This window comes from Chitinophagales bacterium (genome assembly GCA_016787225.1).
GTDB lineage: Bacteria > Bacteroidota > Bacteroidia > Chitinophagales > JADJOU01 > CHPMRC01.
On sequence record JAEUUY010000006.1, the window covers coordinates 76,741 to 90,290 of the forward strand.

Here is a 13,550-nt window from a genome sequence, read left to right on the forward strand (position 1 = left end):
CTGTCACAGCGATTTTTTAAGTTTTAGAGACCCATCATTACTATTTATTTGAAATTTTACTTCATTTTTCTTAGCTTTGTACACAACGAAATGACTTAAATTAAACATTTGAAAACAAAATTCAGTCTTATTGTCTTGATATTATTGTCAGTGAATGTAAGTAGTCAAGACATTCACTTCTCGCAGTTTTGGGAACCATCAGCGTTTGCTAATCCTACCCATATCGGCAATTTTGATGGAAATTTAAAACTGAGTGGTCAGTACCGTAATCAATGGTCGCAGTTTAATACTCCGCTAACCACCATGTTTGCAGATGCTACCTTGAAAATTGACAAGGAAGACCATTACTGGGCATTTTCTTTATCCTTCCTAAGAGATCAGCTGAGCTACCTCATGTACCATCAAATCCGATTAGCTGGAAGTATATCTTTTCAAAAAAGATTTTCTAGAACCATATTGGGAGGGATTGGTTTTCAAGGTGGCACTAGATTGACATCCATTGACTACAGCAAACTCACGTATGATCGCCAATGGGACCCCAGTACAGGTCAATTTCAACATAGCATACCCCATTTGGAAAATTTCAATAATGAGAACATCTACACTCCTTTTCTAGGTATAGGTACCAGTATTAATATCCAAAAAACAAAACTACTCCATACCTTGGATCTTGCAGCCTTATATGTAGCACAAAATCAAGGCTCTGATTTTGTATTCTATCAGCCTTTTAAGCTTACTTTTAACTATCATTTATATTATCAATTGAAAAAAAACATAACCCTTATGCCAAAACTCGGCCTTATCAATACTGCCAGTACAAACAATATCAATGCAGGAATGCTTGTCAAATTTAACCTCAATGAAAAAACAGATGTATATGGAGGTTTGCTATATCGCTGGGGAATAGACAGAAATGCAGATGCCATTATACCTGTGGTGGGAGTAAGACTACAAAGAATGAGGATCGGAGTGAGTTATGACCAAGTAACCTCAGGTTTAGGACAGGAAGGCATGAAAAATGTATATGAATTGAGTTTGTCCTATATCTTCAAAGCTCCTAAACATCAATACTACTCTATAGATTGTTTGCGATTATAATGAGGTTATATTTCTTAGCTTTTTGTTGCTCATTGTTATGCATGACTTCTTTTTGTCAAGAGCAGGTAGAGATTAAAGTACCTAATTCTAAGTCCAAAATTTTCAAACAAGCCATGAAGGCCATAGATTTGAAAGACTATTTTCTAGCAAAACGATATTTTGATGCCTTGGTAGAAAAAGGAATAGAAAGTGATTTGCAGAAGTTTGAATATGCTAAATTATTGCATAAACTAGGGCAAAATAAGGAAGCCTTAGTCCTAGTAAACCAACTTATCAAGGATAAGTATGATAACCCTTTGGTCTTTTATTATGCTGCTATATTATACAATAGCGAACGTGAGCATAAAAAGGCACGAGATTATGCCTTGTTTTTTCTGAAAAAGAAAGGCACTTTTGCAGAATATAAGGCAGAACACACTCATTTGTCCAATCTAAAAATGTATCTTGATTCCTTTGGTGGACGTGCTGCAGATACCGTGACCTCACGCGTCTATCCGCTGGAAGGTCCCGTAAATTCGTCGGGTGCAGAGTTCAGTCCCATTATCACCAACGATGGACTTATTTTTGGCTCACAAGATATGAAAGCCGTCAATTATTATAAATCCAACAAACTAGAGAAGGCAAAAATAATGGCGACTCGTGCCATATACACCGCCAAGGGACAAAAAGAAGTGTTTGCAGATATTCAGAATTTTCCGGTCGAAACTCCCGACATGGAAATTAGCAGCTTTGCCTTTAGTCTCGACAAGCGCGTTTTATATATCAGCGGCTGTAAGTACAGTGAAGAATTGAAAAAATATAAATGCGATATTTACCAATCCAAATTTAAAGATAAAGTATGGACTAAACCTGAGCTTATACCCGAATTGACCACTCCCGAGTCTTCCAACACTCATGTCACCATAGGCTTTGATGCCGTACGCAATTCGCCGTTTATGTTTTTTGCGAGCGATAGAGAAGGAGGTAGGGGTGGATATGATATTTATATGAGCTTTTATAATACAAGGCTACTGACATTCTCTACGCCACGCAATCTTGGAGGCAAAATTAATACCCCAAAAGATGATATTACGCCACACTACCATACTCCTACCAATACTCTTTATTTTAGCTCCAATGGACGAGGTGGAAAAGGCGGGCATGATATTTACTATAGCACACTCAAAAGTAGTCTTTTTGAAAATGTGTCCACACTAGGTGAAGAAATCAATTCTCCTCAAGATGACGTGTTTTTTACACCGAATAAATCATTGACAGATGGCTATTTGGTCTCCAATAGATATAGTGAAAATTCTCTCATTAACCCACATTGCTGCGATGATATCTTCTTTTGGGAAATGACTTCAATACAGAGAAATAAAAAATCAGGTAAAATAAAAGTTCAAGCCATCAATAAAAAAACTCGAGAAATCATTCCTGGATTTACTTATCAATTATTCAAAATAGATACCAACGATTTGTCCTTTGTAGAGAATGGCGTAGGACAGGATACTGCTGTTATCAAAGATTTGTTAGTAAAAAAAACTTATGAAATTGAGGTTCATGCTCCTAAATTTTATAGAAAAAAGGCTCTTCTTGAAATCAAGAATGATTCCTTATATCAAATTGAATTTGAGCTCGACCCTATAGATTTCAACCCTATACTCTTACCACTTGTCGAGTTTGAATTTGATAGCTTTACCCTTACCCCGTTGGCTAGGCGTATTATTGACTCTCTCGTAGTGCCAGTTTTAGTAGCCAATCCTACATTGAAGATAGAGCTCAGTGCCCATACCGATAGTCGCGGTACGGACGAATACAATGAAACCCTCAGTCAGCGAAGAGCCGAAGCTATTCGATTTTACCTCATAGATAATAAAAAAATATATCCTGAACGACTGACCAGCAAGGGTTATGGAGAATTTGTGCCCATAGCTCCAAACGAAAACCCTGATGGAACAGACAATCCAGAAGGACGACAGCGCAATAGAAGGTGTGAATTCCGCATTTTGCAGGAAGAATATGACCCATTCTAGTTTCTAGTGTTTAGTTTCTAGTTATTCGCTATTTTTGCTGCTAATTAATGTGATACCATTCTCATTATTAATTCTTAATTATTAATTAAATAAATGGCTTTAGTAGAAGTGTTGCTCCCTGCCATGGGAGAAGGAATAATAGAAGCGACCCTTATTTCTTGGATGAAAAATGAAGGAGATTCTGTGGCTATAGACGAGAATCTCATAGAGGTAGCTACCGATAAAGTCAATAGCGAAGTGCCATCCACCACATCGGGTACCTTGCATAAAAAACTCTTTGGCGAAAATGATGTGATAGCCGTAGGCAAGCCTTTTGCCATCATATCTACTGGCGGAGAGGCCTCAACTAGTCCCGAACCTAAAATGGAAGACAAAACAATAGAAGAACCTAAGGTCGAAAAAATAGTTAAGGAAGAAATAGGCAAAATTGAGCAAAGCATATCATCTCACGAATCTAAATTGGTAAGCAATGAAGATAGATTCTATTCTCCACTCGTTATAAATATAGCTAGAGAAGAGGGAATAAACCAAGCGGAACTGGATAATGTGCCGGGAACTGGGCAAAATGGAAGAGTAACCAAAGATGACATTCTCGCTTATATAAATGCTAGAAAGTCAGGTTCATCATTATCCGAATCTACGATAGTTACAAGTGTAAAGACTGAAGTTAAGCCAACTACACAAATAGTGAAAACAGAAGTCCCTGTTGACTTTGGACCGAATGTGGAAGTGCAGAAAATGGACAGAATGAGAAAGCTGATAGGTGAGCATATGATAAAATCCGTTCAGACATCACCTCATGTTTGCAGTTTTGTAGAAGCGGATATGACCAATGTAGTGGTATGGAGAAATAAGGTTAAAAACAAGTTTAAAGAAAAATACGGAGAAAATTTAACCTTTACCCCTATACTTATTGAAGCTATTGCCAAGGCTTTAATTGAATTTCCTATGGTTAATTCATCCGTAGATGGAGACAATATTTTGCTTAAAAAAGATATCAATATCGGTATGGCAGCAGCACTTCCAGATGGCAATCTCATAGTGCCAGTCATAAAAAATGCTGATATGCTGAATCTACTAGGACTAGCCAAGAAAGTAAATGACCTAGGGCAACGCGCTAAGAAAAATCAATTAAAGCCAGATGAAATTCAAGGTGGAACTTATACTATGACCAATCTTGGTTCCTTTGGCAATCTTTTCGGCACACCTATAATTAATCAACCTCAAGTAGCCATTCTGGGAGTAGGTGCAATCGTGAAAAAACCTGTAGTGATTGAGTCTCCAGAAGGGGATACTATTGGTATTCGATCGATGATGTACCTATCTCATAGCTATGACCATAGAATCGTAGATGGCATGCTCGGCGGTACATTCGTAAAGAGAGTAGCAGAGATTTTGGAAGGGTTTGATGTGAATAGGGAGGTGTAAGAGTGCTCTTAACCACGAAAGACGCAAAGAAAATTCACAAAGAACACAAGGAGTTAAAAATGAGTGAAAATGAAATTTCCACAATAGTATTTGATTGTGGTCTCAAAGTACATAAAAATCTAGGACCTAGATTATTAGAAAGTGCATAAGAAGAATGCTAATGTTATGAGTTAAGCGTATTATTAATGGAACTATCTAACCTTGTGAACTTCATGAAAAATCCTTGTGCCCCTTGTGATAAAAAAAATATATGAAATCCTACCTCACCCTTCTTCGTCATATTCTCCCGCACAAAAAGCTAGTAGGACTTTTCGCAGTATTTAGTGTCCTCACGGTGATTTTTTCGCTGGTGAGTTTAGTGATGTTGGTACCATTTTTAGAATTACTTTTTGATAAAACACCGCTCATTCTCGAACAACCGAAATTTAGTTTTTCCAAAAGCTATTTCATTGATTCGTTTTATTATTTTCTATCCCTACAGATACAGCAGAAAGGAAAAATAGCTGCACTCGGTTTCTTTTGTATTGTGGTTTGTATTATATTTCTCCTTAAAAACCTCTTTCGCTACCTAGCCCTTTATGTATTAGCGCCTTTGCGAAACCATATGATATATGACTTGAGAGACCGCATGTATCAGCGTCTCATTCGCCTGCCTATTTCCTTTTTTCAGAAAAATAATAAAGGAGATATTATTACCAAATTTACTTCGGACTTGTCCGAAATTGAATATAGTATTATCAATACCTTGGAGACGTCTATTCAGTCGCCTCTCAATATTATTCTATTTCTAGCAGCTATGCTCACGATGAGTGCCAAGCTCACCTTATTTGTTTTTGGCATGATTCTCGTCATGGCTCTCATTATTGGCAGAATAGGGAAAAGCTTGAAGAAAGAAAGCAGTGAAGGCAAGGAAGTAACTGGTAGACTTACTTCTATTTTGGATGAAAGTATTTATGGTATCAAAATCATTCAGGCGTTTTTTGTTCAGAGTTGGATTTATGAAAAATTTAAACTGGAAAATAAAAACTACTTCGAGACTTATAGTCGAATGTATCGCAAACGAGATTTGTCTTCACCCCTGACAGAATTTTTAGCTATTGTCGTAGTTTGTCTCGTTTTATGGTTTGGTGGACAAATTGTATTAAGTAATCAGGAATTGAATGCCGATGGATTGACTGCTTCTACCTTTATAGCCTTTATGGTCGTCTTTTCTCAACTCATACCACCAGCCAAGAGTTTTTCATCGGCTGTTTATGAAATAAAAAAAGGGATGGCATCCTATGAACGAATTCAAACCATCCTATCAGAAAATACAATTAATTTTAATGAGGAAGGACTGAAAAAAACAAAGTTCGAATCTGCCTTAAGATTAGAGAATATTTCTTTTCAATACGAAAATTCTGAGTTGAATTCTCTAAACAATATCTGTTTTCAATTTGATAAAGGAAAAAAATATGCTCTCGTGGGTCAGAGTGGTGCAGGCAAAAGTACCCTTCTAGATTTAATATTGGGTTTTTATCAACCTACAAAAGGCATGATAAAAATTGACGACGAAAATATTCAAAATATTGCCTTAGAGTCTTATCGTTCGCTATTCGGATTAGTAACGCAAGAGGCTCTCCTTTTTAATGATACTATTGATAATAATTTATCTTTTGGTCAATCACAACCTAGTGCTATAAAACAAGCTTTAGAAATAGGAAATGCAAGCGAATTTGCCAAACGGATATCTAACAATAATATAGGAGAGCGCGGCAGCGTTCTCAGCGGTGGAGAAAAGCAGCGACTGACCATAGCTAGAGTAGCTTTCCGTAATCCAGAAATAGTTTTGCTAGACGAAGCCACCTCTGCACTCGATAGTCAGAACGAAGCGGAGGTGCAGAAAGCCTTAGATATTTTATTAGAAAATAAAACGAGCATCATTATTGCTCATCGATTGAGTACGGTGAAAAATGCAGACTGTATTATTCTGATGGATGAAGGCGAAATCATCGCTACAGGCACACATGAATCCCTTTATACTGAAAATGCGAAGTACAAAAATATGGTGGACTTACAGAGTTTGGGGTAAGAATATGAATTACAAAATTGCAACTTTAGTTGTAGCAGTCTTATTTTTTTTTGGCTTGTTATATTTCGATTCACGATATAATTTCTCAGACTATACCTCTATATACAATGACCTTCATTTAAAGACAAAACTCAACCTCTCCATTTTTGAAAAAGCCTTGGAAGGCAAAAGAAAACATTGCAAATACACCCGCTACATTTCCATTATAGATTTTAGAGAACCTTCTACCAGTAAGCGATTCTATCTTATCGATTTACAGAAACGAAAGTTATTATATCAAACTTATGTAGCTCATGGAAAAAATTCCGGAGAAAACTTTGCTACTAAATTTTCCAATAAAGAAGACTCTCATATGTCTAGTCTCGGTTTCTATAAAACAGGCGAAACATACTATGGCAAACATGGATATTCTCTAAGACTGCATGGACTAGAAGAAGGAATCAATGATAATGCATATAAACGTGCTATCGTCTTACATGGCGCAGACTATGTGAGTGAAGATTTTATCAATCAACATGGAAGACTAGGTAGAAGTCATGGTTGCCCAGCCTTACCTGTAGATTTAGCCAAAGAAATTATTGACAAAATAAAAGGAGGCAGCTGCCTATATATTTATCAAGATAATTATTAAACAAAAAATTCCTGATGCAATTCAGGTATTTCTATAAAATCATACCCCGCCTTAATCAATTTCGTCATAAAATTATTCTGAACAGGATATTCGCCATGAACTAAAAACAACTTATCTACTTTTTTGGGGTCTTGACAAGAAAGAAAGTGCAACATATCTGAGTAGTCCCCGTGTGCAGAAAAGGATTTTATTTTCTTTATTTGAGCTATTTTATTCATGTATTGGCCAAAGATTCTTACCTGTGGCTCATCTCTCAGCAAGCGAGCTCCCAGGCTATTAGGCTCACAATAGCCTACAATTAAGATGGTGTTTTTCTCCTTTTCAATATTATGCGCTATGTGATGTTTAATTCTACCGAATTCTGCCATACCAGATGCTGATATTATAATACAAGGATCTTTATAATCATTCAGAGCTTGAGAATCCTCCTTTTCACTGATATAAACCAAATTTTTAAAATCAAAAGGGTCTTCATCTTTCTCCATCACTTCTAGTATATGCTTATTATAACATGCCTTATTTTTTTTCGTAATCTCTGTAGCTGCTATAGAGAGAGGACTATCTACAAAAACTCTTATAGGAGGCAACTTGCCAGCAAGGTCTAGTTTATTGAGTGCATAGACAATTTCTTGCGTTCGACCGACGCTAAATGCTGGAATGATTAATTTTCCTTTGCGCTCTATACACGTTTCCTGAACTATTTCATAGAAAACTTTTTCATTTAAAGCCGCATCGTCATGCAGTGAATCTCCATAAGTGCTTTCACATATTATAATGTCTGCTTGTGGAAATTTTTCGGGATTTTTCAAAAATGGATGTCCATATCTACCTATGTCTCCTGTAAAACAAATTTTTCTCGTTTTACCCTTCTCGGTCACATTCAAATTGACAGCACAACTGCCTAAAATATGTCCTACTTCTGTATACATGCATTCTATGCCTGGTATCACTTCAAAATAGTTATTCATCTTTCTGTCAACCAATCTTGAAAGCGCTACTTCGGCATCTTTCATGGTATATAGCGGTTGAATTGGGGATAGGCCTGAGGACATTCTACGTTTATTAATGAACTTAGTATCCTCTTCTTGAATCTTTGCACTATCCTTTAGAAGAATTTCTACCAAGTCGGCGGTAGCAGGCGAACAATATATTGGCCCAGTAAATCCTTCTTTTACCAGTTTAGGAAGCAGTCCTGAATGATCAATATGAGCATGTGATAGCACGACAGCACTTACTTCTTTAGGATCAAATCCAAAATGATGATTCAAAGATTGAATATCTTTACCCCCCTGAAAAAGTCCACAATCTAAAAGGATTTTTCTACCATCAGACAATGTAAGCAAATGCTTACTGCCGGTGACAGTTCTTGCTGCACCGTGAAATGAAATCTTCATTAATTACTTTATTTTATCAACCTAACTTCAGTCCTCCTGTTCTTACTCATTTCTTCATTAGAACAGTCATAATTATCTTTACTATCGCAGTGACAGTTGTTCGCTGGTTTTTCTTCTCCAAAATAGCGACCGATAATCTGGGCTTCGTTAGCACCACGCATAAAGAAAAGCTTCGTTGCCTCCGCTAATCGCTGTCTAGATAAGACGAGGTTTGTTTTGGCATCTCCTTGACAGTCGGTATGTGCACTCAATTCTAAACGGTAATTTGGATTCTTATTTAGTTCTTTAATGATGTTGCTCATTTGTTTGTCTACAGCAGCTGTAATGTTCCACTGTGTGGTCTCGTAATAAATAACAAATCGGTCTGTCGGTTTCTCTTCTACAGCTGCACTAGGCTTAGGTGAGCTAGACTCATTCTTTTTTTCAGGTAGATCACTTGTTACAAATATTTTGTTTTTATCTCCGGTAAACTTCATAACCGGGCTTACAAAGCCTAGTTCAGGTACCTCCACTTTATACTCTTCATTTTGATATAAGACTACTTGACCTATACCAGATTCATCAGTATATCCAGAGTAATTGGTACAATCCGCTGTATTCGTGATTTTATAGAACACATTCGGATAGGTATTTTCGAAAGGATGTGACAAAAGAACAAATGTTACAAAATCCTTTGGAAGATTTCGTCTAGCCTCCAGATCAAGTCGTGTTTCAAATGGATATAAGTTTGTATCTACCAATTGATGATAGTCACCAGTTACCACAACTTTCTTATACCCAATAGGAGATAAAGTCGTTGTAATTTGACCCAATTCATTTGTTTTCATTTCCACTTTTTCTGATGGTATTGAAATTTTCATACCGCTAATAGGTCTTTTTAATTCATCCTTTACGGTGATAGTTGTTTTAATTTTATCAAATGATTGCTTATAAATTCTATCTGAATGGAAATCAAACTTATTTACAAATCTATTAGATGTAAAGTAACCTACATTTTTCTTCGGATGATAAAACAAGGCATAATCGTCATTTTCAGAATTAAAGTTTGCCCCTAAATTATAAGTTCTATTGAATCGAGAACCTTTCCCTCTGACTCCAGCATAAATATCTAACTTACCTAGTCCATAATGCCCAGTGGATGCAAAGAATATAACACGATCATCATAAATAGTTGGGAAACACTCATCGCCAGGGGTATTTACATAGGTTCCTAGACTTTTCACATTTTTCACTTTCGTATGATTTTCTATTTCTCCTATCCATAAATCATATCCTCCTAGTCCACCTGGTTGATTACTAGAAAAAATTAGATATTTTTCATCACTGGTTAGCATAGGATGAATAAAGTCGTATTTACCCTTATCAATCTCTATTTCAATAGGAATAAATCGCTCCCAAGCAAGACTACCATCTTCTGGTTTTCTTTTTGAGAAATAGATAAACATTCGGTCATTGTCCTCATCTAGCCTAGTCGCATAAATGATATCAAGCTTCTTGGACATAGTATAAGGTCCATATTCAAAACCTCCCCATCTATTTATCTGTCTGCGATGATCTACATCAAAGAACATAAAATCATGTCGAGAGTAATTATAGGTTAAATTTCCTTCTATATTTAATGGATTTGTATTGCTCTTACAAGGCATTCCTGCATTTAGGGTATGAATAGTGTTATCGTCAATAATGTAAGGATAATACTCTGTTCTTCTGGTTTCATATCCCATGAGCTCAGGCTCTTTCACTGGTTTACTGTAAATAAACTTATTGCTTTGACCACCCGGCAATAAATCTGATTTAACACAAGTTGGGCACAAATTGATATATCGAATAAAAGATTCCTTAGCTAAAGCTGTATAGCCAGTAACTGAGTATAAATGATACATATCAAAATGATAATTCATGCTGTCCTTCATAAGAGATTTGGCCTGCTCCATATGATAGATAGATGTCTCATAATCGTTTTGGTTAAAATAATTCTTGCCTAGCTTATAATGAAGGTAATCATTGTTTGGATCCTTTTCTAGTGCACAATTAAAATACTTTATAGCCTTAGCATAATTGTGTGCCTTCTCAGCCTTGATTGCCTTTTGGATGGTGACATAATCCTGAGCAATTAGCTTAGAAGTTATCAAAATTAGCATTAATAAGGATTTAAAAAACTTATTCATGTATGTTTAATTATTTTAGGTTTAGACTATCAAAAGCTTATTAAAAACAAGCTTTTAAATAGTCCTATATAAATAGATGGACAAATTTAACAATTTATCTCAATTTGACTGTCTTTTTAAAAAGAAGGAACAAAAATATCACTTTCTTGCGCCGAATATGATATAGTCTTAACTTCCTTTAGGCTATTTAACTAAGTTCTGAGAAAGGTTTTGTTGCATCTTTCTACATTTGTGAAAATGTCTGGAAAGAAACGATTTTTTATAAGGTTATCCTACGATGGCACTAATTTTTGCGGGTGGCAAAATCAAAATGAGCAAGAATCTGTTCAGGGGACTATTGAATCCGCTTTGACCACCTTATTTCGCTCTCCTCAAAAGATTGTAGGCTGTGGCAGGACTGATACAGGAGTGCATGCAGACGATTACTACGCGCACTGGGATATAGAGGACGTTCCTGATAGTTCTATCTGTATGAAGCTAAATTCCATTCTCCCTAGGAGTATTGCGATCAAGGAGATATTTGAGGTACCAGTAGAAACCAATAGTAGATACCATGCTACAAAAAGAACCTACCATTACTTTATTCACACGCAAAAGAATCCCTTTCGTAGACTTTACAGTTATGAATATTTACATCATCAACTTCATTTAGAACTGATGCAGCAAGCGGCCACGGAATTATTAGCATACAACGAGTTTTTGCCCCTGATAAAATTAGACAAGGAAAAACAGAAAACAAAATGCACTCTTTATACCAGTAAAATAGAACAATTAGAGGAACATTATTACCGATATGAAATATCGGCAAATAGATTTCTGCATAATATGGTTAGGCGCATTGTGGGGACTCTCGTGCTAATCGGTAGAGAGAAGCTATCGCTAGAAGAGTTTCATATAAGCATGCAACAGCAATCCCCCCTTCGGCTTATTAATTTAGCACCAGCGAATGGCTTACATCTAGTTAAACTTGATTATCCTTTCTTAGAAAATGGAGACTAAAAAATCGGTATATAAACATATAATAGAACAAGCATTGCCTTACAAAAACTGGTTTATAGGCTGCTTCGTACTTGCCATCATCATTTCTTCCCTGACCCCTTTGCGTCCTTATTTATTGCAGCAAATAATCGATATTGATATTAAGTCAAGTCAAAAAGATAGCCTTGTATTTAATGCCAGTTTATTATTCGGGCTTTTAGTCTTTGAATCTCTACTGAAATATATTTTCGTATTTGCTACTTCTTTTTTTAGTCAAAATATTGTCAATAATTTAAGAAAGAAAGTTTTTTCTCATCTCATGAATTTGCATATTCAATATTATGATGAAACACCTATAGGAAGACTAACGACACGAACCGTGAATGATGTAGAAACCATCAATGAGGTTTATTCAGATAATTTTTTTACTATAGTATCTGATATTCTAACGATAATTTTCGTGCTTGGCTTTATGCTCTACACGAATGTAAAACTGACACTGATTTCATTAGTCACACTTCCATTTCTATATATAGCGACCTATATATTTAAAGAAAAGGTGAAGGTGGTCAATGAAAAACTACGGGATAAAATAGGTGAATTGAATGCTTTTGTTCAAGAGCATCTCATGGGATTTAAGATAGTTAAGGCCTTTGCGGTAGAAGACAAAGAACAGAAAAAATTTAATAAAATCAATGAAGAATTCACTAAACTGAACTTTAAAAGTATATGGTATTATTCTTGGTTCTTTCCTGTATTGGAAACCCTCATATCCATCAGTATTGGACTGGTGGTTTCCTATGTAGCTTTGCATAGCTTTGAGCAGAAAGATTTATCCGCAGGGGTCATCACTTCTTTCTTGTTATATCTGAATCTATTATTTAGGCCCATGCGGTTTATCGCTGATAAGTTCAATTCTATTCAAATGGGCTTTGTAGCATCAAAACGTGTTTTTGATTTATTGGATACAGAGACCCAGGAAACTAATCTGGGTAAAATAAAAGATATCCCAATTTTAGGAGACATAGATTTTGAAAAGGTCTGTTTTTCATATACAGCGGGAGTGCCAGTGCTTAGGGAAGTAACTTTTCATATAGAGGCTGGAAAATCTTTAGCAATTGTAGGAGCCACCGGATCTGGGAAAACAAGTATAATAAATATTCTCAATAGATTTTACCCATATCAATCTGGAAAAATCCTCATTGATAAAAAACCGATTGAAGAATATGACTTAAACTTCTTGCGCTCGCAAATAGCTATGGTATTGCAAGATGTTTATTTATTTTCTGGCAGTATACTCGAAAATATTGCTGTTGAAACTATGAAAACAACTCGTGAAGAAATTATTGAGATGGCTAAACATCTGGATATCCATGATTTTTTTATGAAACTACCGGGTAATTATGATTTTGAAATCAAAGAACGCGGAAGTTCATTGTCGCACGGTCAGAAACAGATTATATCCTTATTCAGAGCAATTGCCAAAAAACCGAGTGTCTTGATTCTAGATGAGGCCACTTCTTCCATTGACTCCAACACTGAATTTTACATTCAAAAATTGATTTCACAAAGCATTCAGAATAAAACATCAATTATTATAGCGCATAGATTATCTACTATCATGCAAGCTGATAAAATCATTGTACTGGATCGAGGAATAATAGTCGGAACAGGAACCCACGCCAGTTTGCTTCAAACAAACGCTTATTATCAAAAATATTTTGATACCATAGAAAAGGAAAATGAGTTAATTTAGTACTTTGAATT

The 13,550-nt window shown here is 35.8% G+C and carries 9 protein-coding genes; 7 read left to right on the top strand and 2 right to left on the bottom strand.

The genetic code is table 11. From position 1 onward, the window contains the following. The first annotated feature begins 108 nt into the window (after nt 1–108). The 5 genes from JNL75_01275 (at nt 109) to JNL75_01295 (ending at nt 7,243) form a co-directional block, all read left to right on the top strand. The gene (locus JNL75_01275; GenBank protein MBL7788445.1) at nt 109–1,098 is read left to right on the top strand and encodes a PorP/SprF family type IX secretion system membrane protein; all 990 of its coding nucleotides are present in this window, start codon (nt 109–111) and stop codon (nt 1,096–1,098) included. Nucleotides 1,099–1,139: 41 nt separating this feature from the next. Further along, nucleotides 1,140–3,113 (top strand): OmpA family protein, encoded by a 1,974-nt coding sequence (locus JNL75_01280; GenBank protein MBL7788446.1) that lies wholly within the window; start codon nt 1,140–1,142, stop codon nt 3,111–3,113. Nucleotides 3,114–3,206: 93 nt separating this feature from the next. After that, a complete protein-coding gene (locus JNL75_01285; protein MBL7788447.1) occupies nt 3,207–4,541 on the top strand; it encodes a 2-oxo acid dehydrogenase subunit E2 in 1,335 nt (444 codons plus the stop codon). Nucleotides 4,542–4,791: 250 nt separating this feature from the next. Beyond that, nucleotides 4,792–6,612 (top strand): ABC transporter ATP-binding protein, encoded by a 1,821-nt coding sequence (locus JNL75_01290; GenBank protein ID MBL7788448.1) that lies wholly within the window; start codon nt 4,792–4,794, stop codon nt 6,610–6,612. Then, a complete protein-coding gene (locus JNL75_01295; GenBank protein MBL7788449.1) occupies nt 6,518–7,243 on the top strand; it encodes a murein L,D-transpeptidase catalytic domain family protein in 726 nt (241 codons plus the stop codon). Before JNL75_01290 ends, JNL75_01295 begins: the two co-directional genes overlap by 95 nt. Here JNL75_01295 and JNL75_01300 read toward each other — a convergent pair. Further along, nucleotides 7,240–8,637 carry an MBL fold metallo-hydrolase gene (locus JNL75_01300; GenBank protein ID MBL7788450.1) on the bottom strand — a complete coding sequence of 466 codons (1,398 nt, stop codon included), beginning with the start codon at nt 8,635–8,637 and terminating at the stop codon, nt 7,240–7,242. The genes JNL75_01295 and JNL75_01300 overlap by 4 nt on opposite strands. An 8-nt stretch (nt 8,638–8,645) precedes the next feature. Continuing rightward, nucleotides 8,646–10,805 carry an OmpA family protein gene (locus JNL75_01305; protein ID MBL7788451.1) on the bottom strand — a complete coding sequence of 720 codons (2,160 nt, stop codon included), beginning with the start codon at nt 10,803–10,805 and terminating at the stop codon, nt 8,646–8,648. 237 nt (nt 10,806–11,042) lie between these two features. Here JNL75_01305 and truA point away from each other — a divergent pair, with 237 nt between their 5' ends. Further along, nucleotides 11,043–11,804, top strand: coding sequence for a tRNA pseudouridine(38-40) synthase TruA (gene truA / locus JNL75_01310; protein MBL7788452.1), 762 nt, complete (start codon nt 11,043–11,045; stop codon nt 11,802–11,804). Next, nucleotides 11,794–13,539 (top strand): ABC transporter ATP-binding protein, encoded by a 1,746-nt coding sequence (locus JNL75_01315; protein MBL7788453.1) that lies wholly within the window; start codon nt 11,794–11,796, stop codon nt 13,537–13,539. Before truA ends, JNL75_01315 begins: the two co-directional genes overlap by 11 nt. The last annotated feature ends 11 nt before the right edge of the window (nt 13,540–13,550 follow it).